We start from the raw sequence: 23,944 nt of genomic DNA on the forward strand, positions 1-23,944 counted from the left end.
TTATGAGTGTCCAAGATTTGGGGGCCAGTTCAAACTTTTCAGACGACCTTTTCGCATCCGCACCTCAAACGTGATGGACGACCAGTTTCTTGCCTTGATAATCCAATACGTCCACATCCATATCAAACAAATCTTTAATATTTTCAGCGGTAAAAATGTCGTTCGGCGTGCCGGTCATGGCGACTTGTCCGTTTTTCATGGCGATGACGTGATCGGCGTAGGCGGCGGCTTGGTTGATGTCGTGCAGGACGACGACGGTGGTGCGCTTGTGTTCGCGGGTCAGCCGTTGGAGCAGCTGCATGAGGGCGCGGGCGTGGTACATGTCGAGGTTGTTGAGCGGTTCGTCCAAGAGGACGTAATCGGTGCTTTGGCAGAATACCATGGCAATCATGGCGCGTTGGCGTTGTCCGCCGGAGAGTTCGGTCAGGTAGCGGTGGGCGAAGCTGTCCAGTTTAAACTCGGAAAGTGCGTTTTCGACGATGGCGAGGTCTACGGGGGTCGGTCTGCCTTGGTGGTAGGGATAACGCCCGAACATGAGCAGGTCGCGCACGGTAATGCGGCTCATGACGCTGTTTTCTTGGGTCAGGATGGAGAGCGTTTTTGCCAGCTCGGCGGTAGGCGTGGTGGAAACATCTTTGCCGGCGTAGCTAATGCTGCCCTGCTCCAGCGGGCGGAGGCGCGCCATGAAGGAGAGGAGCGTGGATTTGCCTGCACCGTTGGGGCCGATGAGCGCGGTAATGCCGCCTTCGGGGATGTCTAGGCTGACGTTGTTGAGGATGGGGTTGCCGCCGATGTGGAAGCTGACGTTGCGGATGGTAATCATGATGGGTTTGATGTGTGGATTTATTTTTCAGACGACCTCTGAACACTAGAGGTCGTCTGAAAAGGATAGGCTTCAGATTTCGCGAACGATGACAAATTGGGGGTTGTCTGCCAAATCAATCAAGAAGGCTTTGACACGCGCCTGCCAGAGTTCGCCGAAGCGTTTGAGTTCTTCTGCGGTGGCGGTGCCGCTGACGGCTTTGGGCATGATGTCGCGCATTTCGGGGGCGAAGGGCTGCATGGCGGCGTTGAGGCTGACGGCGACGGTTTTGCCGTTGTCTTTACGGCGCAGGGTCAGCGTGCCTTCGATGTCGGCATCGAAACTCAACAGGTTGCGGCGGGCAAAGCGTCCTTGCGGGCCGACGCCGCCGAAGCCGGTTTCGGGAGCGGCGCCGGTTAAGAGTTGGACGACGGATGCGGTAACGCCGACCGTGCCTTCGTCACGCGCGCCCTGCATGGCGGCTTCGATTCCGCCGCGCTGCGGCAGGTCGCTGCCGTAAAGTGCTTTCAAGCCTTTAAGCGTCATGAGGTACGCGCCTGCGACGGTGGGACAGGAGTGTCCGCACAGGCGGACGGCATCGGCGTAGCGATACTGCATGATGCCCTCCTCTGCCGCGCCGAGAAATTCGGCGAGCGCGTCTTGGACGGTCAGCGTCGGGGCTTGCTCGAAAAATTCGGGGAAGTGTTCTTGAGTCATACGGTATCCTTTTGCTTTAAAGAGGTCGTCTGAATCTGTTTTCAGACGACCTTTGTGCTTATTTCAACAGGGTGCGTTTATCGTTGATAAACATTTCGGCAATTTTACTTGAACCGAACGGGTTGAGGTGGTTGGTATCGAAGTACACCGGCAGCCCGTCTATGAGTTTATCCGCGGGGATGTACTGCATAAAGTCCACCCACTGCACGCCGCGGTGCTGCTTCACGATTTTTTCAACTTCGTCTTCCGACTTGGCGGAATCGCGGATTTCTGCCTTTTTATCCTCTGAAACATAATGGATGTCGATGCCGAGCTTTTGTCTCAGGTAATAACGCCGCAACGGCAACTGCCCGTCCATAGGCGTATCGGCCAAAACGTACACTTTTTTGCCCGCCTTCACCAAATCCTCCAGCATTGTGTTGAACCGTTCCAAAAATTCCGGTTTGGCGGTATGGAGGAACCAGCGTTGCGAAATGATGATGACAGGATAGTCTTTGGTTTTTTGTTCGATAAACCTGTTATACGGATTGCAGCGATCGGCGCGGCGGTCGCTGTCGGGCAGGGTAAATCCGAACGCGGTGGCGCAGCTGTTGGACGTGATGACGTCTGCCGACCAGCCTTCTTTTTTGCCGACAATGTCGAGGAACGGGCTTAAATGGGCGGCATGTGAGTCGCCGATGACCAAAACTTCAGGTTTTTGGTTTGCCGCGCCGACGGCGCAATCGGTTTTGGTCAGCGTGTCCGCGCAAATTTTGCTTTCATCAGCCTTGTACAAACTGCTTTCAAACGCGGCGGGTTTGGCGGTCATCAGGTAGGCTGCCGCGGGAATCAGCAGCGCGAAATAAGCCGCCATGCTCCATTTGAATTTCGCCGTCGTAAAATTCTTTACCTTCCGCGCCGGTGTTTCCACAAAATAATAAGACAACACCGACAACAGCAGCATGATGATGACAGCCAGTGCCGATGCGGTAAGCGGAAGCTGCGCGTCCATATAAATGTAACGCATCATCGCCAACACCACCCAGTGCCACAAATACAGCGAATACGAAATCAGACCGACAAACACAACCGGCTTGAGGCTCAACAGTTTGGACGTATTGAAACCTTCCTGCATCTGCAATGATTTGCCCGAATAAATCAAACCGCCGACCGCCGTACAGCAAAGCAGCCGTTCGATGTTTCCCGCACCGGGCAGGACGCCGTAAGGCAGCACCAGCGTCACGGCGATGACCGCCATCATCAGCCATCCGAACAGCGGCGTACTGGCTTTGTCGTTTTGTTCGGCGGGCGGAATAAAGGCAAAAAGCGAACCGACCAACAACTCATAAGCGCGCACATGCGGCAGGAAATACGCTTCCATACCCAGCGTCGGCAACAGCGCGGAAAACAGGCTGATGACAATCAGCAAAAGGATAAACGTCCGCACATTGCGCCGCTTGCTGATACGGAAAAACAGAATCAGCAACGCGGGGAAAATAAAGTAAAACTGTTCTTCCAACGACAGCGACCAAATGTGCTGCAACGGCTTTTCCGTCGCATCCGCATCAAAATAACCGCCGCGGCGCGCAAAAAACAGATTGGCGGCAAACAGCAAGGCAAAGACAGCGGATTTGACGTATTGGCGCAAATCGAAAGACAAGAAGAAGACGGCAGCAACGACCGTCGTGCAAAGCAATACGCAGGCAAAGACCGGCAAGATGCGTTTGGCGCGGCGTTTGTAAAACTCGAGAAACGAAAAGCTGCCGTCGTGAATCTCGCGGCTGATAATGGTCGTAATCAAATAGCCCGACAACACGAAAAACATATCCACGCCCAAAAAACCACCCGGCAGCCATTGGGGATCGATATGAAATACGATGACAGATAAAACGGCCAATGCCCGTATCCCGTCCAAATCAGGACGGTATTTCAACACTTTACTCATAGTACGCACCTTGATAGTGATGCCTATTATGAGTAAGAACTCGATATTTAGTTTCATTCACGCCGTCAAATCTAAGGGCGCACAAAACGAAATATACCGTTTGGAAATAGTGGTTTACGCCATTCGAATTCAGGCTGGAAAAGTTTTCAGACGACCTATCGCTTGCGTTTCAACACCAAATATAAAAACACCAGCCCGCCGGCAAATTCAACCACCACGCTCAACACCGCCTTCATGCCGAGCAGGTGTTCGAACACGGTTTGCCCGCCGACCAACAAAATACCGCCAACACACACCGTCATCGGCAGCCGCACGCTATGACGCACACTCGGGGCGAAATGATTGGCAAGCGCGGCAGCCAGCAGACCGAAGAAGCTGACCGGCCCGACCACCGCCGTCGCCGTCGCCACCAGTGCGGCAATCCAAAGCAGCAGCCACAAAGTATTGCGCGTGTAGTTTATGCCCAAGTTAATCGTTTGGTCGCGCCCCAAAAGATGGACATCCAGACGGTGCCGTTCGCGCCAAACCGCCACCACACTCGCCAGCAGAATCAGCGCGCCTACGCCCAAAAGCTCGCTGTGAACCGTATTGAAGTTTGCAAACATATTCGCCTGCGCCGCCGTAAATTCCTCCGGATCAATCATGCGCGTCAGCAGCGAAGAGAGGCTGCGGAACAAAATCCCGAAAATCACGCCAATCAAAATCATGCGCGACAAATCGCGCCCGCCCTGCCGGATGAGCGTGTAAAACAAAAGCAGCGAGCCGCCCATCATCATCACCAGCTCAAAACCGAACTTGCCCGTCAGCGGCAGCGACGTATAGCCCACCCCGCCCAAGGCAAACAGCAAAAGCGTTTGCAAAAACACATAAAGCGAATCGAAGCCCAAAATCGAAGGCGTAAGAATCGGATTGTTCGTCAGCGTTTGGAAAAGCTGGGTCGAAACCCCGACCGCATACGCCACCAACAGCAAAGCCGCCAGTTTGGTCAGCCGCAGTTGCAACACAAAATCCCAATCGCCTTGTATGTTCAAAGTCAGGAACAAGGTGCAACAAACCAACAGCAAGACGAACGCCACCCACAGCGGACGGGAAGAGCCCTGCATAAACGCAACCTTGTTTGAGCGAAGCGCACTACGCTTGTTTTCAGACGACATGGGCAGGCTTCCTCAACAAAATCCACAAGAACAACACCGTACCCAACACACCGAACACGGTTGAAACCGGAATCTCAAACGGGAACACAATCACGCGTCCCAAAATATCGCACAAAAGCACCAGCGATGCGCCGAGCAAAGCTACCGCAGGCAGGCTTTGGCGCAGCTTGTCGCCCATCAGGCGGCTGATGATGTTCGGCACGACCAGCCCGATAAACGGAATATTGCCGACCGTTACCAACACCAGCGACGTAATCAGCGCGACAATCACCAAACCTACCCACAACACCGCCGTCCGGTTCAGACCCAAATTCACGCTCACCGTCTCGCCCAAGCCCAAAATCGTCAGTTGGTCGGCAATCAAATACGCCACCAACGCCAAGCCGCCCGTCAACCAAAGCAATTCGTAACGTCCCAACAGTACGCCCGAAAAATCGCCCTGCTGCCACACGCTCAACAACTGCATCATCTCAAACTCATACGCGATAAACGTCGTCACCGCCTCGATAACACCACCGAAAATAATCCCCACCAGCGGCACCATCAACTGCGCTGTCGGCGGCAAACGGCGTATCAGCATCATAAACACCAGCATCCCCGCCAACGCCGCCACGGCAGAAAATGCCATATTTACCCTCATGTCGGCGGTCGAAAACATCAACCTCATCACCAACATGCCCAACGCCGCACTCTGGCTTGCGCCCACCATAGACGGCTCGACAAAACGGTTGCGCATCAAAATCTGCATAATCATCCCCGCCACCGCCATCGATGCTCCAGCCAGCACAATCGCAAACGTGCGCGGCAGGCGGCTGACCAGCATCAGTTCCGTGCTATCAGACAAAGTCCAGCGAAACACATCCGCCCAGCGGAAATCGCCGACGCCCACCGACAGGCTGACGACAAACAGCACCACCAGCACAAAGCAGTTGATTAAATTTAAAGATAAAGGTTTGACGGACATAAGGGAAAAAATAATTCAGATGGAAAAACAAACGCCATAAAGGCGATAAAAAGGTCGTCTGAAAACGAAGGTAATCGGCTTGGGCAAACGCAAACCGGTTTGATTTTAAAAACCGCGCTAACGATACCATTTACCATAAAAATAAACAATATTTATACGAATAATAACCATTATTATGCACCTCGTCTGAAAAGACTGCTTCATACAGAAACGCCCTATCTGCCTTTTCAGACGACCTTATATTATTTTGAAGCGGTTTAAACCCAACCGCAACAAACCCGTAGCGTGGGCTTTGCCCGCGAATCTTCCTCTGATAGAAAGGTCGTCTGAAACAATAAAGCAAACTCGCACATTCATTTTTAGACGACTATTTTTATGGTTTTTCATCTTAGCCCTGCTTTTGTAAATGCGTTTGTTTTTATGGTGAATCTACCTTTTCAGACGACCTCCCGCCCTATCAGCCATCCGCCCATCCCGCACTACTGCCCCACCCGTCCGAAACGCGCTATACTCCCAAATTAACTATCCGCCCAACCCGCTTCAGGAGAACACCATGCCCGAACAAAACCGCATCCTTTGCCGCGAACTGAGCCTGCTCGCTTTCAATCGCCGCGTTTTGGCGCAGGCGCAGGATGAAAACGTGCCGCTTTTGGAACGTTTGCGGTTTTTATGCATCGTGTCTTCCAACCTCGACGAATTTTTCGAGGTACGCATGGCGTGGCTCAAACGTGCGCAAAAAATGAATCCGCACGAGCGTTTGGACAACGGCACCACGCCGTCTGAGACCATCGCTGCCGTCTCCGCCGAGGCACAAGCATTGATACAGGAACAATATCGCCTGTTCAACGAAGTCTTGCAGCCCGAACTGGGCAAACAAGGCATCCATTTCTACCGCCGCCGCAATTGGACGCCCGGGCAGCAGAAATGGATCGAGCAGTATTTCGATGCCGAACTGCTGCCCATCCTCACCCCCATCGGGCTGGATCCGTCGCATCCCTTCCCGCGGCCCTTGAACAAATCCCTCAATTTCGCCGTCGAATTGGAAGGTACGGACGCATTCGGCCGCCCCTCCGGCATGGCGATTGTGCAAGCCCCGCGCATCCTGCCGCGCGTCGTTCCCCTGCCTGCCGAGTTGTGTGAAGGCGGCAGCGGCTTCGTTTTCCTCTCCTCCATCCTGCACGCCCACGTCGGCAAACTCTTCCCCGGCATGACGGTCAAAGGCTGCCACCAGTTCCGCCTCACCCGCGACAGCGACCTAACCGTCGATGAAGAAGACCTCAAAAACCTGCGCGCCGCCATTCAAAACGAATTGCACGACCGCGAATACGGCGACGGCGTGCGCCTCGAAGTCGCCGATACCTGCCCGCCCCACATCCATAACTTCCTGCTCGCCCAGTTCAAACTCACCCCCGCCGAGCTTTACCAAGTCAAAGGCCCGGTCAACCTCGTGCGCCTTAATGCCGTTCCCGATTTGGTTGACCGTCCCGACCTCAAGTTTCCTGCACGCGGAGCAGGTCGTCTGAAAGCACTGCGCAAAAACGGATCGATTTTCAAACTGGCGAAACAATCGCCCATCCTGCTGCACCATCCGTATCAGTCCTTCGACCCCGTCGTCCACATGATACGCGAAGCCGCCGCCGACCCCGCCGTCCTCGCCGTCAAAATGACCATTTACCGCACCGGCAGCAATTCCGAACTCGTCCGCGCCCTCATGAAAGCCGCCCTTGCCGGCAAACAAGTAACCGTCGTCGTCGAACTCATGGCGCGTTTCGACGAAGCCAACAACGTCAACTGGGCGCAACAGCTTGAAAACGCAGGCGCACACGTCGTTTACGGCGTATTCGGCTACAAAATCCACGCCAAAATGGCACTCGTCATCCGTCGCGAAAATGGTGCGCTCAAACGCTATGCCCACCTCGGTACCGGCAACTACCACCAAGGCACCTCGCGTATTTACACCGACTTCGGCATCATCACCGCCGACGACCAAATCACCGCCGATGTGAACACCCTCTTTATGGAAATCACAGGCTTGGGCAAACCGGGTCGTCTGAACAAACTCTACCAAAGCCCGTTTACCCTGCACAAAATGGTCATCGACCGCATCGAGCGCGAAATCCAACACGCCAAAGCAGGCAAGCCCGCCCGCATCCGCGCCAAAATGAATTCGCTGATTGAGCCAAGCGTTATCGACGCCCTCTACCGCGCCAGCAGCGCAGGCGTGCAAATCGACCTCATCGTACGCGGCATGTGTACCCTGCGCCCCGGTGTCAAAGGCCTGTCCGAAAACATCCGCGTCCGCTCCATTATCGGCAGACAGCTCGAACACTCGCGCGTGTACTGCTTCCACAACAACGGCGCGGACGACACCTTCATCTCCAGCGCAGACTGGATGGGGCGCAACTTCTTCCGCCGCATCGAAGTCGCCACCCCGATTACCACGCCCGAACTCAAAGCCCGCGTCATCCATGAAGGCATCGAAATGGCGCTTCAAGACAACACCCGCGCCTGGCTGATGCAGCCCGACGGCAGCTACATCCGCGCCCAACCCGAAAACGGCGAACCCGCCTTCAGCCTGCAAGAAAGCTTGTGGGAAATGTACGGCAGATAAAGCGCGGCAACACAAAAGGTCGTCTGAAATTAGTTTTCAGACGACCTTTTGACTTAAGGCGATACAGGGCTTGCCATTGACTGACGGGATGAAACAGAAACGCTCACTCCGGATCGTCCGTAAACGCATTCGCCCGAAAGATTGGCTTGCTTACCGATTGATAGGAATACCAAACCACAGTTCATATGAAGCTAAACCAATCCAGTCGATATTTGCATTTTCATCTGAGCGAATCGTTTTTCCGGAGCTATACTCCCCCGTCTTAAATAAAATAGGTTCCAAGAAATATGATTTGAAATTACAGCTCATCTTCAGATTATCAATCTGCATGCACAACTTCTGTATGAACGGGCTTTGAACAAAAGATTTCGTTGTAATCTTTTGTATCTTTTTATCGAATGCCGAATACCTGCCGCCCAACAAAGTATTTTCCTTCAGCGCTTTCTCAACCGACTTCCGCGATGTCTCGCTGCTGCTCCAGTTTAACTGTATTGCATACAATTTATTTTTATCGATTTCTTCAATGGAATACTTAATGGCATTAATGAGCTGTTCTTCAGTCAAACGATTAACCGTCCCTTCTGAGTCTGATGCCTGATAATGTCTAAAATTTAGAACATATTTTCCAGGCATAATTTCCCAATGTATCACATTGGAAACGGTAATATTATCATCCATTGTAAATTGAATAGTCTTCTCACAACCCTCGTTAATAGTGCGGGTACAAGCATTGGCACCGGCAAAAGCGATGGCAATAAAACATGTAAAAAGAAATTTTTTAATGAACATAAACATTGCTCCATCGGCAAAATTCCATAATCGCTCCCATATTATTCGTTCTATATCTTATCAAACATAAATACTGGCACCTTCTCAGGCTAGTATACCCAACCCATCACTATCACTCCGACACAGGCGGAAATCCAGAGGTTTGGTATTGCTGCGATTTTAAAACATTCTTGTGGCTTGTAGGTTGGGTCATGACCCAACATTTCAGGCGGTCCTACGATTTTGTTGGGTTTAGCAACCCAACCTACGGTTACTCGCGCGTGTACTGCTTCTACAACAACGGCGCGGACGACACCTTCATCTCCAGCGCAGACTGGATGGGGCGCAACTTCTTCCGCCGCATCGAAGTCGCCACCCCCATCACCACGCCCGAACTCAAAGCCCGCGTCATCCACGAAGGCATCGAAATGGCGCTGCAAGACAACACCCGCGCCTGGCTGATGCAGCCCGACGGCAGCTACATCCGCGCCCAACCCGAAAACGGCGAACCCGCCTTCAGCCTGCAAGAAAGCTTGTGGGAAATGTACGGGCGTTAACGCTTAAGCAACACAAAAGGTCGTCTGAAAATCCGTATTGAAAATTTTCAGACGAGCTTTTGACTTAAGGCGACACAGGGCTTGCGATTGAATAGGGAATGAAACGAAAACGCTCACTCCGGATCGTCCGTAAACGCATTCGCCCGAAAAATTGGTACGAACGTCAACAGATAAAGCACGAACACGGCGGTGGTCAGAATCGCGGGGACGGTGATGAAGAATATCGGATTCACGTTCATTAAAACAGCGCGCGAGACGGCGGCGGCGAAGAGGATGGGGACGGAGATGCGGCAGAGTTTCGGGTAGTCGAGTTTGGTAAAGCCGCTGTGCCACAGTCCGGCGGTCAGCCACACCATCATCACGCCGCCCATCATGCCGCCGAGGGTAATCAGGTGCAGGGGGGCGGAGGCGGACATGTTTTGCAGTTTCGCCGCGCCTGTCCACAGATAGCCTGCGGCGGCAAAGAGTTGGAGCAGGTAATAGGTGCGGACGTAGTGTTTGCGCAAGAGTTCGTGATGGTGCAGTTCGCGCAGCTTGGCGAGCAGGATGAAGCCGACGGCGAGCGCGGTAAAACCGGCGGTTTGCGCGGGCAGCCAAAGTTCGGCGGCGGCGTGCAGCAGCAGGAAGGTGATGGCGATGTTTTTATAGACGACGTTGGGGATGAATACGGGGTCTTTCAGACGGCATTCTTTAAGGGCTTCCGCGCCCAAAAGGACGCTGACGCGCACGGATACGAACATGACCGCCGCCATGTTCAGATGCACTTGCGCGCGCAACAGGTTCAAATCGCCGCTAACGGCATAGGCTGTCTGAAAAACGGTGAACGCGGCAAGCAACATCAACAAGGCGAAGTTGTCAGTATTGCGGTCGAGCCAAATCAGCCAAGCGCAGAACAGCAGCAACACCAGCCAATAGGCGGCAACGAAAAACGAAGCGGTTTGCGGCGCAAACGGCAGCAGGACGGATGCAGCGAGCAACAGCGCCGCCAAGACGGTGGCAACGGGTTTCAGACGACCTTTATAGCCCGTCCATTCGAGCATGGCGGCAGTCAGAAAACCGCCGTATGCCGCAGGCAGCATGAGTTCCAAGAAGATTTGGCGGTGCAGGACGATGGCGCCGGGGCTGATGAAAAACACCAACGCGCCGAGTATGGCAAGCACCGCCGCGCCGACAAAAAACGGCCGCATGGGGTGGGTGAAAAATTTATTCATGGCTTGGCTTAATTCTGCATGAAGATGCTTTCGGATACGGATTTATTGGGCGGACAGGGCCGTATCTTTTGCCAAAGAGGCAAGCCTGCGGCTTGCTTGCCCTCTCCCTAGCCTTCTCCCACGGGGAGAGGGAATTGGGCTGTCGAGCCTGAACATTTTCAGGTTTACCTGCCATCTAATTCCCAATCCTGCACTCTTTGATTTTCAGCAACTTGATTCCCTCTCCCCGTGGGAGAGGGTTAGGGAGAGGGTAACGAACCGCAAGGTTTGTTAGATACTCAAATGCCCGTATCATTCATATTATTGATATTATTGATATTATTGTTTGAATTGTATGATTTTCAATAATAATAAATAACCCTAAACCAATATAAATAACAGCCATTATCCAACGACTAAACTTCTCTACAATTTCACCAACACCTGAAATATTAGCCAATCTTTGTGCTGTATATACTAAAACAAAAATCAATATTAAAAATACAAGAAGAGTAACTAATAAGTCGACAAGATCTAAAGTCACAAAGTAAGGAACAAAAAGTCCAATATTATCTGCACCACAACTAGCAACTGTAACCAAAGCAACAATACCGACTAATTTTGACAACCCTTTTTCATCCAATTCTTTTTTAGCTCTTTTTTCGCCCTCACAATCGTCGTAAATAGCAACTTTAATACCTAAGTAAATCGGTATTAAACCTAATAAACCCAACACCCATTTTTCCGGAACATAATTCAAAACAAAAGCTAGAAATAAACTAACTAATATTAAAATTACAGAACCTAAATATTGTCCGATATAAATATCTCGATATTCTTTTCTAGTATTTGCTCTAGCAAAAAATACTAATAGTATTACCAACAAATCTACTGCTGTAGCAATATATAAAACAGCAGCAGTAATCACAGTCGAAAACATAAAGCACCTCATAATGAATCCCCTGCCCCCTTGGCACCACGGCTTTTTCAAAAACCGAATCGCGTTCGGATAACAGATTCGTATCTTTCGCTAAAGAGGCAAGCGTGCGGCTTGCTTGCCCTCTCCCTAGCCCTCTCCCACGGGGAGAGGGAATCGGGCTGCCAAACCCTAACATTTTCAGGTTTACCTGACATCTGATTCCCAATCCTGCACTCTCTGATTTTCAGCAACCTGTTACCCTCTCCCCGTGGGAGAGGGTTAGGGAGAGGGCAACGAACCGCAAGGTTCGTCAGATACTCAAATGCCCGTATCACTCATAATAACGAATCCCCTGAAACTCCCTTGCCACCACGGCTTCTTCAAAAGCCGAATCGCGTTCGGACAGCGGCGTGGGCAGGGTAATCACGTTTTGCACGTTCATACCCTTAATGGAAAGCAGCATGATTTCATGGCTCAGGCGTGCGGCTTCGAAGCGGTCGTGCGTTACCAGCATACACGCCATGCCCTGCCGCTCGATTTTTTCCACCAACATGGCGACCAAAATATCGCGCAAATCGCGGTCCAAACCGACAAACGGCTCGTCCAGCAAGGCAAGGTCGCAGCCGCATAGCAGCAGGCGCAAAAACGCCACCCGTTTCGCCATGCCGCCGGACAACTCGGTCGGATATTTGTTCAAATCGCCCGCAGTCAGCCCGACTTTTGCCGCCAGCGCGATGATTTCGCCTTCATCGGGTTTGTCCATAAAAATCGCGATATTCTGCATCGCGGTCAGGTTTTCCGGCAGGCGGTTTTCCTGAAACAGAAAGCCCGTTTTGCGGAAAGTATTGCGTATCGTGCCCGATTTCGGCGTTTCCAAGCCCGCAATCAGCCGCAAAACCGTCGTCTTGCCGCAGCCGCTCGGCCCGAACAAGGCCTTCACTTCGCCATGTTGCAGGTTCAAACTAAAATCGCGCACGATGGGGTCGCGGAGAATTTCAAAACGCACGTTTTCAAGACAGAGCATCATCTCCTCCACGGCATAAACAAAATTTCCAAAGGCTTGGTAATCAGGTATTCAAACAGCGACACAAACACGATAACCAACACCACATAAGCCATCACCGTCGAAGTCTCCAGCATCGCCCTCGCGTCCGCAATCCGCGCGCCCACGCCTTCGCTCGCGCCCAAGAGTTCCGCCATAATTACCACCTTCACCCCCATCGCCACCGCCACGCCGATGCTGGAAATCACATAGCCCGTCAGATGCGGGATATACAGATAACGGATTTTTTTCAGACGGCCTAATTTATAAGCGTCAAACAACTCCTCATGCTGCTTGTTCACGCTCGCCATCCCGACCGCCGCACTCGCAAACGTCAGCGGTGCAACCAACACAATGATGGTAAACAACACGCTCGGATTGCCGAAACCGAACCAAAACAACGCCATCACCACCCAAATAATCGGCGGCATCGCCAACAAAACCGTAATCACAGGCTTAAGCAACGCCATCGCCGTCTTAAAACTGCCCGCCACCAGCCCCGCCGCCAATCCCGCCGCCAGCGCGACCGAAATACCCACCACCGACCGCCACAGCGAAATCCCGATTTCGTTTTCCTGAAAATGTTTTAATAAATCCAAAGACTTTTGAAACACCTCCACCGGCGCAGGCAGCATAAACTCACCGAACACGGCACTGCCCCACGCCCACAACGCCACTACCATCATCGCCACGCTCAAACCGGCAAAGCCGCTCCAAAGGTAGTCGATGATGTAAAACACCGCAGGCTGCGGTTTGCGGATTTTGTCGGTTTTAATCATGGTTTGAGTGTTGGTTGGTGGGGATGGTTTGGGGATGATAGGTCGTCTGAAAAATGGTTGATTGGGTTAGATGGAACACCGTAAACCAACAAAACGGTTTGGTTTTCCCAAATATTGTTTTTCAGACGACCTTGGTTTGGAATTTCGGTGTTTTATTGATATATGTCTGTGGTTAATAGTTTTGATTTCGAACAATTAAAAATTGCTTTATATTGTAATTAAATTTAAGCCACTCGCCATATTTTTTAATAAGTAAAATCGGTTCTCCTTCATATTCATTAAAAGGAAAATCCCTAAGAGGAAAATCTCTAAAAGGAAAATCCCTAAAAGGTAATTCAACTTGATAATTTTTAGCAATTTCAATTATATTATTAACAATTTGTTGAATTGTATAACCTTCTTCACGCTTTTTATCTTCAAATAAATTGTATATAAAATCAGATAACCTTCTTGGTTCATACTCCAATATAGATGGGGAATGCCAACTTATATGTGTTCCTGCTTGAGAATATGCATAATAATGATTAGAGTCATCAACTTTTTCATGCGGAACTATTGATACATGGTTTTTCAAAAATGGAATATGTCTTATTGATTGAAAACTGTATTTATCATTTAATCGCCAATAAAATGGATCTGATAGATACCTATCAGAACAACTATTAAATAGTGATTGATAATATGCTGTTTTATTTAAAACCAATGGAGCAACATAAATAGCATATGAATTAGGAGGGCAATGGTGTTTTTTTAAAATATTATGTTGAAAATCAATTGCTGTTTTTGCTTTATCTCTTAATCTAAAATATAAAGTAGGGTCATCATTCAAATTGTTTTTATCCCTAAATTCTCTTATATCTTCTTTTTTGCTCCTATTTTTTCTTCTCGATGATGGGACTTTAGAAATGGGCTCTAACCCTCCGGATTTCTTAAATTGTATGTAGATTACTCCACCATATTTGGGGTGATATTCTTTGTCTGCACCCGTTTCTAATTCATCAGTATCTAAAAGTCTAAAAGGCATACCCTGAGAACACCACCCAAAATAACCTGCCACATCTGCTTCAATTTGTTTTTCAGATAAATTACTTTTTATTTCATATTTAGACATATATGTTCTCCAATATTTATTAAATCAAACAATCCCTAAACATACCCATTCTTTTATAGCAAATGTAGATACTGGCTTCTCCGTCAAGCCCAAATGGCTAACCACCTGCCGTCATTCCCGCGTAGGCGGGAATCCAGAAGTTTGACGTTGCTGCAATTTTAAAACATTCCTGCAATATCAGAGACTGGATTCCCGCCTGCGCGGGAATGACGGCTCTTTGTGTTCTGTTCTAACTATTATCTGATAGGTCGTCTGAAAAATGATAAATCAGGTATTCACAACTACCCCACCCTTTTCAGACGACCTCTCCTCCCTTTAAGCCAAGAAGAACCCGTTATCCGGCAGCTTACCGCCCAGAAGTTTAGGGTTGAACTGCATCAGGATTTCGTAAAACTTCAAAATCTCGTTCTTCACTTCGCTGCCTTTGGTTACCGTCAGCCGCGCGCCGTCCAAGCCCATGACTAGGGCGGGTTCGGGGGCGGGGAGGTAGTTTTTACCGATTTTCGCCGCGCTTTGGCGGTTGGCGAGTATCCAGTTGAGCGCGTTTTTCAAATCCTGATGGAAGATGTCAAACTGCGCCTTGTGCGCGTGGAAATATTCTTCGTTGGCGATGATGCCCGCCATCGGAATCAGCGGTTTGGTGTCAAATGCTTGTCCCCATGCTTTTACCAAATCAAAGCCGCGCATGACGTTCACGCCCATGGTTTTGCCTTTGAGCATACCCGCGCTCGCCATCGGTTCGGGCAGGATAGCAGCGTGGTAGTCCTTACTCAAAAACAGCCCCACCGCTTCGGGCGGCGTGGCGGTGTAAGTGATGCCGACTTTGTGCGTGTCGATTTTCAGTTTTTTCAACAAGGCTTGCAGCACGATGTCGGGCATGTCGTTTTTAAACGGCACAAGGATTTTTTTGCCGACCAAATCCTGCGGCGAGGCAATCGCGCTGCCTTTGCAAACCAACTGCGTGATGCCGTTAGTCAAAATATTCACCATGCCGACTTTCTGCCCTTGGTTGCGCAGGTTCACGCCGACATTGCTCGGACTCATCATGACTTTAAATTGCCCGCTCGCCACGCCTGCGCGAAGTTGGTCGGGCGAACGCCAGATTTTCAGCGACACATCCGCCTGCTTCGCCAGCTTACCCTGCAATGCCGCTACGGCAATGGTTACGCTGGGCATCGCCGGCGCGCCGTACACGGTAAACTGCTCTTTCCCTGCCGCCAACAGCGAAGGCGAAACCCCTGCCGCGGCCAGCGCGGCGGTCATTCTTAAGAAATCACGTCTTTTCAGTTCCATTTTCCAATCTCCATATCGAATCCGTCTGAAATATAGTGGATTAACTTTAAACCGGTACAGCGTTGCCTCGCCTTAGCTCAAAGAGAACGATTCTCTAAGGTGCTTAAAGCACCAAGTGAATCGGTTCCGTACTATCTGTACTATCTGCGGCTTCATTGCCTTGTCCTGATTTAAATTTAATCCACTATAAAAATGCACTTTCGCCCATTTGCCTAATACGGATAAATTTTGATAATAATTTCTATTTATTATGCTATTAAAGGATTTTGAAGTAAAGGAGGGCTAATCCTGTGTCGCCACATTATTTCTTTAAACCGCCTGAAGCAAATCTTCCTACGTTTTATTGCATATCAATCATGTTTTAATGAATGGATCGTCTGAAAACCCGGTTTCGCCCAAATGCGGACTGATTTTGTATTTCAGACGACCTTTTTGACATTCACGCCCCCGACCGCTATGCTGACGGCTGCCATCACTCATTCTATTTTCCATGAAAACGATTCCCCCGCGCCGCGCTGTTTACGCAGGCAGCTTTGACCCGCCGACGCTCGGCCATCTTTGGATGATAAAAGAAGCGCAGGCTCTTTTTGACGAACTCGTCGTCGCCATCGGTATCAACCCTGAAAAACGCAACACCTATACCATAGACGAGCGCCGCGCCATGCTTGAAGCGATTACGGGCAACTTTCCCAATGTCCGTGTCTGCGTATTTGAAAACCGCTTCTTGGTCCGCTACGCGCGCGAAATCGGCGCGGGCTTTATTGTTCGCGGTATCCGTTCTGCCGCCGACTATGAATACGAACGCTCGATGCGCTATATCAATAGCGACCTCGCGCCTGAAATCTCAACAGTCTTCCTGATGCCGCCGCGCGAAATCGCCGAAGTGTCTTCCACTATGGTCAAAGGCTTGGTCGGTCCCGACGGCTGGCGCGACATGATACGCCGCTACCTGCCCGAGGCCGTGTACGACAAAATCGTGCGGGATCATGATAAAACGGCGAATGACGGCGCATCACGATAAGGTTCGGAAAACGGGATAACGTGTTGCCCCGCCTTATCCTAATCTTATCCATCCGCTACTCTGCTGCCTTGTTACGACTGTCAGGTCGGTTCACGACAAGGGGTCGTCTGAAAAACAAAAGCCCTGCCAAAAGGCAGGGTTTTGTTGATGATGGGGCAAATCCGCCATCAGATTTGTTTTTTCAGAATTTTGCGCAGGGTCGCCAATTGGCGGCGGCTGACGGGAAGCGGTTTAGGTACGTCTAAAACCTTCGCGCCCCAAATGGCATTGCTCTCGTCTTCCTCTTCATCCAAGCGGATAAGGCAGTCTAAGGTGTGTCGGAACACGATGGCGTTGCGGTGGATACGGATCACTTTGTCTCCGAGCAACTCTTCCCAAGAAACCAGCGTTTTGGGCAATTCGTATCGCTGCCCGTCGCCGGTAATCAGGAATACGGTTTTGTGTTCTGCCAATAAATAACGCGCCTGCTGCCACGGGATTTCAATCATCAGATCACGGCTGAAGACGGTGAAATGGGTGAAATCGTCTGCTTTTTCGCGGTATTTTTCGCCAACGCGGTCAAGCGCCGCTTGCAGGCGGGTCATTCTGATGGGCTTGAGCAGGTAGTCGGCGGCAGCCAATTCAAAGGCACGCAGGGCGTGTTCTTCATAGGCGGTGGTGAAAATAATTTCGGGCTGGCGTTTGGCACCGCGTTTGATGCGTTCGACAAACTCCAAACCATTGATTTCAGGCAGGCCGATATCGGCAAATACGACATCTGCTTCGTGTATGCTCAACCAATCCAATGCCGGCTGGGCATGGTGGAATACATTGAGCAAGACGACGTTGCACTCTTCGAGTAAGACCCTTAAGCGCTCTGCTGCCAGCACTTCGTCTTCAACAATAATGGCACTTAACATAATCTTTTTTTCTTTGTTATTTTAAATACGAATGTGAATTTTAAATCAATACACAACGTTCCCGCGTGTTTTCGGTATGTTGAAACATTTTTCTCATACGGTTGCCTCTTTCTGCCGTTTTGGCAGACAGGCCAAACATTCATCTGAAATGAAAGTGGTCTTGAGGTGTTTAGGAATATACCTTAATTCTGTTAACTTTATCCAAAAAACAAGCGATTACTTACAAAAATTAAAAAATTTAAGTAATACCTCAAGTAATTTGTTGCAAATTTACAAATTTACTCCGTGACTATGTCATTAATCGGTATCGCCCGTATATCCCAATGTAAAACCGCCCACGCCAACAATTCTTCGGGGCGGTCAACCTCGGGCGCATCGGGAAGATTGAGATAACGCATCACTTGCCGCAAAAGCGCTTCGCGCCGGTTCAAATCCAAAGCGGGAGCAAGCGTTTGCTTGGACCATTTCTGCCCCTGCGAATTGACCAGCAAAGGCAGGTGCGCGTAATGCGGCGTGTTTGCGCCGAGACATTGCTGCAAATAAATCTGACGCGGCGTGGACACCAGCAAATCCTGCCCGCGCACGATATGCGTGATTCCTTGTTCGGCATCGTCCGCGACTACGGCAAGCTGATACGCCCAAAAACCGTCTGCCCGCAGCAGGACAAAATCGCCGATATCGTGTGCCAGATTTTGGGCGTAATAGCCGACAATTTCATCCTGAAAACCGATTATCCTGTCGGGAACGGCAATCCGCCAAGCAGGCGTTTTCCCATTCGCTTCAGGCCTTTGCGCCGGAACGCGGCAACGCCCGTTATACACAAATCCGTCCGCCCCTGCCGTTGCCGCCGCCTGCCAGTCTTTACGGCTGCAATAACAAGGATATACCAGTCCCTCACTTTTCAGACGACCCAATGCCTCTTGATACAGCCCGTTCCGTCGGCTTTGGTAGGCGACTTCGCCATCCCATTCAAAGCCGAACGCTTCCAATGTGCGCAAAATATGCGCGGCGGCTCCCGCCATTTCCCTGGGCGGATCCAAGTCTTCCATACGCACCAGCCACTTGCCGCCGTTGGCGCGCGCATCGGCATAAGAAGCCAAAGCGGTCAGCAGCGAGCCTATGTGCAGCAAACCCGTAGGGCTGGGGGCGAAGCGTCCTATATACATGCAAACTCCGTATGGAACTCAAAATGGGCGATATGTCGGCAAAGCCTGAACTGCAAACAGCGGCGCAGCATCAGACTTTCATGCCGCGTATTTTATCGTAGGGCTTTTGTGAAGGCTCAAATGTTTTTCAATGCAGGCGCAACCCTGCCCATCCCGGCCTTACCGCGTTTCACAAACCAGAAAGACGTTTTAAACAAATAAGGTCGTCTGAAAATGCCTCTTCCGCTTTTTCAGACGACCCCTTCCCTATTCCGCTTACGCTTCCTGCGCGTCCACATCCACCGACCATCGGATTTTGCCGTCGCGGTTTTGCTGCAACACCTGCACCCACAAACTCACGGCGCGGTGCAAATCTTGTCGGGATGTTGATTCGAGGAAGATTTGTGCGCGTTCGCGTTCGGCGAGGCGCACCATCAGCATGGGGGCGGCGCCAAACTGGGAGACGCTTTCGGGCAAAAGCGGGGCAAGGGTTTCTTTGGCGGCGTTGAGAAATTCCATCGCATCGGCAACGCGCGGCGCGTCGGCGCGGACGGCGGTCTGAAAACCAAAGGGCGGCATGGAAAACATTTGCCGCTCGTTCAATTCGTTTTCGGCAAACACGGCGTAGTCCTGCGCTTTGACGGCGGCGAAGACGGGATGTTCGGGCAGTTGGGTCTGTATCAGCACCTTGCCGGGTTTGTCGGCGCGCCCCGCCCTGCCGGACACTTGCATCAGCTCGGCAAACAGCCTTTCCGGCGCGCGAAAGTCCGCGCTGTACAGACTGCCGTCGGCGTTCAATACGATAACGAGGTTGAGCCGCGCGAAATCATGGCCTTTGGCGAGCATCTGCGTGCCGACCAGAATGTCGATTTCGTTGTCGGCGATGCAGCGGTACAAATCCGCCCAGTCGTTTTTGTGCGCGGTGCTGTCCCTGTCGACGCGGACGACGGCGGCCTTGGGCAGGAAGGCGCGCAGGGTTTCTTCGACGCGCTGCGTGCCGTGGCCGACGGCGGTCAGGTCTTGGTTGCCGCAGTCGGGGCATTTGAACGGGATGGGTTCGCGGTGGTCGCAGTGGTGGCAGCGCAGTTGGCGGGCGCGTTGGTGCAGCACCATTTTGGCGGAGCAGTTCGGGCAGCCGAAGGTATGGCCGCAGTCGCCGCAAAACAGCGCGGGCGCAAAACCGCGCCGGTTGAGGTACACCAGCGACATGCCGCCCGCTTCAAAGTTCTGTTTCAAAAGCTGCAAGGCTTGCGGCGAGAAGCCGTTGTCGAGTTTCAGACGACCTACGTTGAGGATGTCCACTTGCGGCAGTTGCGCGGCGGTGTGGGCGCGTTCGGTCAGTTGCAGCAGGCGGTACGCGCCGCTTTGCGCCTTGTGCCAACTCTCCAAGCTGGGCGTGGCGCTGCCCAACACGACAGGGCAGCCGCTCTGCTTCGCACGCCACACCGCCAAATCGCGGGCATGGTAGCGCAATTCGTTGTCCTGTTTGAACGAGCCGTCGTGTTCCTCATCGACTACAATCAACCCGACATCAGGCAAAGGCGTGAACACCGCCAGCCGCGTGCCGATGACCAATTTCGCCTGCCCCAACATCGCGCGCAAATAATCCTGCGTGCGCCTGCCTGCCGCCATCTGGCTGTGCAACACGGCGGTCGGCACGTCGGCAAAACGGTCTTCCACCCGCTTCAAAAGCTGCGGCGTGAGGTTGATTTCGGGCAACAAAAACAACACCTGCCGCCCCTGCGCCAACACTTTCGCCATCGCATCGAAATACACTTCGGTCTTACCGCTGCCGGTAATGCCGTACAGCAGAAACGGCTGGAAGCTGCCGAAGGTCGTCTGAATTTCATCGGAAGCCTTCTGCTGGTCGGCATTCAACAAAAATTCAGACGGCCTCAATACAGGCTTTGCCGCTTCCGCAGTTTCAATCCAGCCCTGTTCCGCCCAATCCTCGATTAATTTTGCCGCCTGCACGTTCACCTGCTTCAACGCCGCCATCGTCATTCCGCCCGACAGCAGCGCGTCCCACAAAGCCGCTTTTTTGTTGAACCTTGCCGGCGGCGGCGTTTGCGCCCTACCCGCTTCGTTCAGCGCGTAAAACAACGGCGGCTGCGGCATTTCCACCGCGCGCGTTTCCTTCAAACCCTGCGGCAGCGCGGCAAACACCGCCTGCCCCGTCGGATAGTGGTAATAACGCGACGTAAACGAGAGCAAATCACGCCAGCTTTCAGGCAGCGGCGGCCCATCCGAAAAGATCGTCTGAACGCCCAAAATCCGCGCCGCATCCATATCGGGCGCAATATCCGTTTCCCACACAATCCCGACCACGGTCTTGTTGCGGAAAGGCACAAGCACCCGCGCGCCCTGCGGCAGCGGCTCGGAATGGGAATAAGTCAAAAGGCCGTCTGAAAGCGGCACGTTTACGGCGATGCGGTGGTAGATCATACAGGCAGGCAAATCATTTTTTTGCGTATTTTAACAGCCGAAAGCTATTTTCAGACGATAAATTGAGCCTCAACACAATGCAGGCATGACAAAGGTTTGATACAATGCGGTTTTCTTGACACACGCCTATACTTAAAAATGAAAACCAAATTAATCAAAATCTTAGCCCCCATCGCTCTGATCACTCTGACTGCGTGCGGGCAAACACCCGTTTCACAAGCAAATGCTGCGCCCTCTTCTGCCGCCGCCAAGCCCGCCACTCCCGCACAAGGCAAAGTCGGCGAAGCCTTGAAAGCCCGCCTCGAAAAAATTTACGAATCTCAAGGCCTGAAAGTCATCAGCGTCAGCGAAACCCCTATTCAAGGCATTTATGAAGTCGTTGTCAGCGGCAAACAAATCATTTACACCGATGCCAAGGGCGACTATATGTTCGTCGGCGACCTCATCGACGTCAACACACGCAAAAGCCTGACCGACGAACGCGCCGCCGATTTGAACAAAATCGACTTCGCCACCCTGCCTTTGGACAAAGCTATCAAAGAAGTGCGCGGCAACGGCAGCCTGAAAGTCGCCGTCTTCTCCGACCCTGACTGCCCGTACTGCAAACGCTTGGAACACGAGTTTGAAAAAATGACCGACATCACGATCTACACCTTCATGATGCCGATTCCAAGCCTGCACCCAGATGCCGCGCGCAAAGCCGAAATCCTGTGGTGTCAGCCTAATCCGACCCAAGCTTGGATCAACTGGATGCGCAAAGGCCAATTCCCGAGCGGTAAAGCCAATTGCGAAAATCCCGTTGCCGAAACCACCTCTTTGGGCGAACAATTCGGCTTCAACGGCACACCTACCCTCGTTTTCCCGAACGGCCGCAGCCAAAGCGGATACAGCCCCATGCCGCACCTCAAAAAAATCATCGAAGACAATCAGAAATAAGATTGGCTTCAAGATACGGCAAAGGTCGTCTGAAAACCGATATACAAGGTTTTCAGACGACCTTTTTCATACCGCCGAAGCAGGCGGGCAAACTGTGTTAAAATCCCAAGCTCTTGAATAAACGGACCAAATATCCCGTCTGCAAATCTGTTCATCCAGTGCGAACCGATTTTCTGAGTGCATCATCAAACCCTTAGCAAATCGTCCGCCTTGCATCACAAGCAAGTCGGCGCAGCCGCTTGATACGTTTCACCCTATCCGGCGGCAGATTTCAGACGACCTTTAAGACAGCATTATGAAAAAACACCTATACCGCATCACACTCCTCACCATCGCCGCAGCCGTCCTCTCCGCCTGCCCGAGCAAACGCATCAAAAACCTCCCCGAAGTCGACACCACCACCGTCAAAGGCCCCGACCGCCCCACCGGCACGCCCGACCCCGCAGGCACCACCGTCAGCGGCGGCGGCGCGACCTACACCGTCGTGTCCCACCAAGAACTGCCGCACTGGAGCACCCAACACTTCGTCAAAAGCCTCCAATCCTTCCGCTTAGGCTGCGAGAAACTGAAAAACCGCACAGGCTGGCAAGATGTCTGCGCCCAAGCCATGCAGACGCCCCTCCACCATTTCCAAGCCAAACATTTCTTCGAACGCTATTTCACCCCTTGGCAAGTCAGCAACAACGGCAACCCCGCCGGCACCATCACCGGCTACTACGAACCCGTCCTGCTCGGCGATGACAAAGCCACAAGCAAAGCCCGTTTCCCCATCTACGGCATCCCCAACGACTTCGTTTCCGTCCCACTGTCCGCCAATTTGAGAGGCAGCAAAGCCACCGTCCGCATCCGCCAAACCGGTGCCAACAGCGGCGTCATCGACAACAGCGGCACACACACCGCCGACCTGTCCCAGTTTCCCATTACCGCCCGCAGCACCGCCCTCAAAGGCAGATTTGAAGGCAGCCGCTTCGTTCCTTATTACACCCGCAACCAAATCAACGGCGGCGCGCTCAACGGTAAAGCCCCCATCCTCGGTTACGCAGAAGACCCCGTCGAACTCTTCTTCATGCACATCCAAGGTTCAGGTCGTCTGAAAACCCCATCCGGCAAATACATCCGCGTCGGATTCGCCGACAAAAACGAACATCCCTACGTCTCCATCGGACGCTACATGGCGGACAAAGGCTACCTCCCCCTCGCACAAACCAGCATGCAGGGCATCAAAGCCTACATGAAGCAAAACCCCGGTCGCCTCGCCGAAGTCTTGGGACAAAACCCCAGCTACGTCTTCTTCCGCGAGCTGACCGGCAGCAGCGAAGCCGGACCGGTCGGCGCATTGGGTACACCGCTCTTGGGTGAATACGCAGGCGCAATCGACCGCCACTACATCACCTTAGGCGCGCCGTTGTTTGTCGCCACCGCCCATCCGACCACCAAAAAAGCCCTAAACCGCCTCATCATGGCGCAAGACACAGGCAGCGCCATCAAAGGCGCCGTCCGCGTGGACTACTTCTGGGGCTACGGCGACGAAGCAGGCGAAGTCGCCGGCAAAATGAAAACCACAGGCTACGTCTGGCTACTCCTGCCCAACGGCATGAAACCCAGCTATCAGCCTTAAAATCAGCTAAAAAGTCAAAAGGTCGTCTGAAAACCAGTTTTCAGACGAC

General features: G+C 52.1%; 21 protein-coding genes and 1 pseudogene. 5 read left to right on the top strand and 17 right to left on the bottom strand.

Annotated features, from left to right (window positions below):
- Positions 1-64 precede the first annotated feature (64 nt).
- From HMPREF2572_RS01265 to HMPREF2572_RS01285, 5 genes are all read right to left on the bottom strand, one after another.
- Positions 65-823, bottom strand: coding sequence for an iron ABC transporter ATP-binding protein (locus tag HMPREF2572_RS01265; RefSeq protein WP_070495682.1), 759 nt, complete (start codon positions 821-823; stop codon positions 65-67).
- Positions 824-895: 72 nt separating this feature from the next.
- Positions 896-1,519 carry an FmdE family protein gene (locus tag HMPREF2572_RS01270; protein ID WP_003758361.1) on the bottom strand — a complete coding sequence of 208 codons (624 nt, stop codon included), beginning with the start codon at positions 1,517-1,519 and terminating at the stop codon, positions 896-898.
- A gap of 58 nt (positions 1,520-1,577) precedes the next feature.
- On the bottom strand, positions 1,578-3,443 hold the full coding sequence (locus HMPREF2572_RS01275; RefSeq protein ID WP_070495685.1) for an acyltransferase family protein: 1,866 nt from the start codon (positions 3,441-3,443) through the stop codon (positions 1,578-1,580).
- Positions 3,444-3,598: 155 nt separating this feature from the next.
- Entirely contained in the window at positions 3,599-4,597 is a 999-nt protein-coding gene (locus tag HMPREF2572_RS01280; protein WP_083294110.1) for an iron chelate uptake ABC transporter family permease subunit, read from the bottom strand.
- Positions 4,587-5,561 (bottom strand): ABC transporter permease, encoded by a 975-nt coding sequence (locus HMPREF2572_RS01285; protein WP_070495689.1) that lies wholly within the window; start codon positions 5,559-5,561, stop codon positions 4,587-4,589. Before HMPREF2572_RS01285 ends, HMPREF2572_RS01280 begins: the two co-directional genes overlap by 11 nt.
- A gap of 553 nt (positions 5,562-6,114) precedes the next feature.
- On the opposite strand from HMPREF2572_RS01285, the gene ppk1 reads away from it, so the two are divergent.
- Positions 6,115-8,172 (top strand): polyphosphate kinase 1, encoded by a 2,058-nt coding sequence (gene ppk1 / locus HMPREF2572_RS01290; protein ID WP_070495691.1) that lies wholly within the window; start codon positions 6,115-6,117, stop codon positions 8,170-8,172.
- Between the two features lie 150 nt (positions 8,173-8,322).
- Here the strand turns inward: ppk1 and HMPREF2572_RS01295 are convergent, their stop codons facing one another.
- Positions 8,323-8,961, bottom strand: coding sequence for a hypothetical protein (locus HMPREF2572_RS01295; protein WP_246827730.1), 639 nt, complete (start codon positions 8,959-8,961; stop codon positions 8,323-8,325).
- Positions 8,962-9,212: 251 nt separating this feature from the next.
- On the opposite strand from HMPREF2572_RS01295, the pseudogene HMPREF2572_RS01300 reads away from it, so the two are divergent.
- Positions 9,213-9,497, top strand: a pseudogene (locus HMPREF2572_RS01300) (RNA degradosome polyphosphate kinase); the annotation flags it as partial.
- A gap of 113 nt (positions 9,498-9,610) precedes the next feature.
- On the opposite strand, the gene HMPREF2572_RS01305 reads toward HMPREF2572_RS01300, so the two are convergent.
- The 7 genes from HMPREF2572_RS01305 to HMPREF2572_RS14715 form a co-directional block, all read right to left on the bottom strand.
- Complete coding sequence (locus HMPREF2572_RS01305) at positions 9,611-10,708, bottom strand: NnrS family protein (RefSeq protein WP_070495697.1); 1,098 nt, start codon at positions 10,706-10,708, stop codon at positions 9,611-9,613.
- A gap of 295 nt (positions 10,709-11,003) precedes the next feature.
- A complete protein-coding gene (locus HMPREF2572_RS01310) occupies positions 11,004-11,627 on the bottom strand; it encodes a CadD family cadmium resistance transporter (protein ID WP_003742964.1) in 624 nt (207 codons plus the stop codon).
- Positions 11,628-11,937: 310 nt separating this feature from the next.
- The gene (locus tag HMPREF2572_RS01315) at positions 11,938-12,630 is read right to left on the bottom strand and encodes an ATP-binding cassette domain-containing protein (RefSeq protein WP_210385278.1); all 693 of its coding nucleotides are present in this window, start codon (positions 12,628-12,630) and stop codon (positions 11,938-11,940) included.
- A complete protein-coding gene (locus tag HMPREF2572_RS01320) occupies positions 12,630-13,427 on the bottom strand; it encodes an ABC transporter permease (RefSeq protein WP_049225023.1) in 798 nt (265 codons plus the stop codon). The genes HMPREF2572_RS01315 and HMPREF2572_RS01320 overlap by 1 nt, the downstream gene beginning before the upstream one ends.
- Before the next feature lie 172 nt (positions 13,428-13,599).
- On the bottom strand, positions 13,600-14,538 hold the full coding sequence (locus HMPREF2572_RS01325) for a hypothetical protein (RefSeq protein ID WP_070495702.1): 939 nt from the start codon (positions 14,536-14,538) through the stop codon (positions 13,600-13,602).
- A 315-nt stretch (positions 14,539-14,853) separates the two neighbouring features.
- Positions 14,854-15,831 (bottom strand): ABC transporter substrate-binding protein, encoded by a 978-nt coding sequence (locus tag HMPREF2572_RS01330; protein WP_070495703.1) that lies wholly within the window; start codon positions 15,829-15,831, stop codon positions 14,854-14,856.
- A gap of 354 nt (positions 15,832-16,185) precedes the next feature.
- Complete coding sequence (locus HMPREF2572_RS14715; RefSeq protein WP_210385277.1) at positions 16,186-16,323, bottom strand: hypothetical protein; 138 nt, start codon at positions 16,321-16,323, stop codon at positions 16,186-16,188.
- Between HMPREF2572_RS14715 and coaD the strand changes: the two genes are divergently transcribed.
- Positions 16,322-16,852 (top strand): pantetheine-phosphate adenylyltransferase, encoded by a 531-nt coding sequence (gene coaD, locus HMPREF2572_RS01335; RefSeq protein ID WP_070495705.1) that lies wholly within the window; start codon positions 16,322-16,324, stop codon positions 16,850-16,852. The two genes, HMPREF2572_RS14715 and coaD, sit on opposite strands and share 2 nt — an antisense overlap.
- Before the next feature lie 167 nt (positions 16,853-17,019).
- Here coaD and HMPREF2572_RS01340 read toward each other — a convergent pair whose 3' ends face one another.
- The 3 genes from HMPREF2572_RS01340 to HMPREF2572_RS01350 form a co-directional block, all read right to left on the bottom strand.
- On the bottom strand, positions 17,020-17,751 hold the full coding sequence (locus HMPREF2572_RS01340; RefSeq protein ID WP_049230915.1) for a LytR/AlgR family response regulator transcription factor: 732 nt from the start codon (positions 17,749-17,751) through the stop codon (positions 17,020-17,022).
- Positions 17,752-18,029: 278 nt separating this feature from the next.
- The gene (gene gluQRS / locus HMPREF2572_RS01345) at positions 18,030-18,917 is read right to left on the bottom strand and encodes a tRNA glutamyl-Q(34) synthetase GluQRS (RefSeq protein WP_070495707.1); all 888 of its coding nucleotides are present in this window, start codon (positions 18,915-18,917) and stop codon (positions 18,030-18,032) included.
- Positions 18,918-19,172: 255 nt separating this feature from the next.
- Positions 19,173-21,341: a primosomal protein N' gene (locus HMPREF2572_RS01350; protein WP_070495710.1), complete on the bottom strand. Its 2,169-nt coding sequence runs from the start codon at positions 21,339-21,341 to the stop codon at positions 19,173-19,175.
- 138 nt (positions 21,342-21,479) lie between these two features.
- Here HMPREF2572_RS01350 and HMPREF2572_RS01355 point away from each other — a divergent pair, with 138 nt between their 5' ends.
- Entirely contained in the window at positions 21,480-22,277 is a 798-nt protein-coding gene (locus HMPREF2572_RS01355) for a DsbC family protein (RefSeq protein WP_070495712.1), read from the top strand.
- 8 nt (positions 22,278-22,285) lie between these two features.
- Here HMPREF2572_RS01355 and HMPREF2572_RS14515 read toward each other — a convergent pair whose 3' ends face one another.
- Entirely contained in the window at positions 22,286-22,432 is a 147-nt protein-coding gene (locus tag HMPREF2572_RS14515) for a hypothetical protein (protein ID WP_168161768.1), read from the bottom strand.
- Positions 22,433-22,572: 140 nt separating this feature from the next.
- On the opposite strand from HMPREF2572_RS14515, the gene HMPREF2572_RS01360 reads away from it, so the two are divergent.
- The gene (locus HMPREF2572_RS01360) at positions 22,573-23,895 is read left to right on the top strand and encodes a murein transglycosylase A (protein WP_070495714.1); all 1,323 of its coding nucleotides are present in this window, start codon (positions 22,573-22,575) and stop codon (positions 23,893-23,895) included.
- The last annotated feature ends 49 nt before the right edge of the window (positions 23,896-23,944 follow it).

It is taken from the genome of Neisseria sp. HMSC064E01 (genome assembly GCF_001808875.1).
In the GTDB taxonomy this organism is placed as follows: Bacteria; Pseudomonadota; Gammaproteobacteria; order Burkholderiales; family Neisseriaceae; genus Neisseria; species Neisseria sicca_A.

Coding starts and splice junctions, on each gene's coding strand:
- HMPREF2572_RS14515 (WP_168161768.1), bottom strand. CDS start 22,432: ATGAACAGATTTGCAGACGGGATATTTGGTCCGTTTATTCAAGAGCTT.
- HMPREF2572_RS01280 (WP_083294110.1), bottom strand. CDS start 4,597: ATGTCGTCTGAAAACAAGCGTAGTGCGCTTCGCTCAAACAAGGTTGCG.
- HMPREF2572_RS14715 (WP_210385277.1), bottom strand. CDS start 16,323: ATGGAAAATAGAATGAGTGATGGCAGCCGTCAGCATAGCGGTCGGGGG.
- HMPREF2572_RS01270 (WP_003758361.1), bottom strand. CDS start 1,519: ATGACTCAAGAACACTTCCCCGAATTTTTCGAGCAAGCCCCGACGCTG.
- HMPREF2572_RS01355 (WP_070495712.1), top strand. CDS start 21,480: ATGAAAACCAAATTAATCAAAATCTTAGCCCCCATCGCTCTGATCACT.
- HMPREF2572_RS01320 (WP_049225023.1), bottom strand. CDS start 13,427: ATGATTAAAACCGACAAAATCCGCAAACCGCAGCCTGCGGTGTTTTAC.
- coaD (WP_070495705.1), top strand. CDS start 16,322: ATGAAAACGATTCCCCCGCGCCGCGCTGTTTACGCAGGCAGCTTTGAC.
- ppk1 (WP_070495691.1), top strand. CDS start 6,115: ATGCCCGAACAAAACCGCATCCTTTGCCGCGAACTGAGCCTGCTCGCT.
- HMPREF2572_RS01340 (WP_049230915.1), bottom strand. CDS start 17,751: ATGTTAAGTGCCATTATTGTTGAAGACGAAGTGCTGGCAGCAGAGCGC.
- HMPREF2572_RS01265 (WP_070495682.1), bottom strand. CDS start 823: ATGATTACCATCCGCAACGTCAGCTTCCACATCGGCGGCAACCCCATC.
- gluQRS (WP_070495707.1), bottom strand. CDS start 18,917: ATGTATATAGGACGCTTCGCCCCCAGCCCTACGGGTTTGCTGCACATA.
- HMPREF2572_RS01330 (WP_070495703.1), bottom strand. CDS start 15,831: ATGGAACTGAAAAGACGTGATTTCTTAAGAATGACCGCCGCGCTGGCC.
- HMPREF2572_RS01360 (WP_070495714.1), top strand. CDS start 22,573: ATGAAAAAACACCTATACCGCATCACACTCCTCACCATCGCCGCAGCC.
- HMPREF2572_RS01295 (WP_246827730.1), bottom strand. CDS start 8,961: ATGTTCATTAAAAAATTTCTTTTTACATGTTTTATTGCCATCGCTTTT.
- HMPREF2572_RS01305 (WP_070495697.1), bottom strand. CDS start 10,708: ATGAATAAATTTTTCACCCACCCCATGCGGCCGTTTTTTGTCGGCGCG.
- HMPREF2572_RS01285 (WP_070495689.1), bottom strand. CDS start 5,561: ATGTCCGTCAAACCTTTATCTTTAAATTTAATCAACTGCTTTGTGCTG.
- HMPREF2572_RS01325 (WP_070495702.1), bottom strand. CDS start 14,538: ATGTCTAAATATGAAATAAAAAGTAATTTATCTGAAAAACAAATTGAA.
- HMPREF2572_RS01275 (WP_070495685.1), bottom strand. CDS start 3,443: ATGAGTAAAGTGTTGAAATACCGTCCTGATTTGGACGGGATACGGGCA.
- HMPREF2572_RS01315 (WP_210385278.1), bottom strand. CDS start 12,630: ATGCTCTGTCTTGAAAACGTGCGTTTTGAAATTCTCCGCGACCCCATC.
- HMPREF2572_RS01310 (WP_003742964.1), bottom strand. CDS start 11,627: ATGTTTTCGACTGTGATTACTGCTGCTGTTTTATATATTGCTACAGCA.
- HMPREF2572_RS01350 (WP_070495710.1), bottom strand. CDS start 21,341: ATGATCTACCACCGCATCGCCGTAAACGTGCCGCTTTCAGACGGCCTT.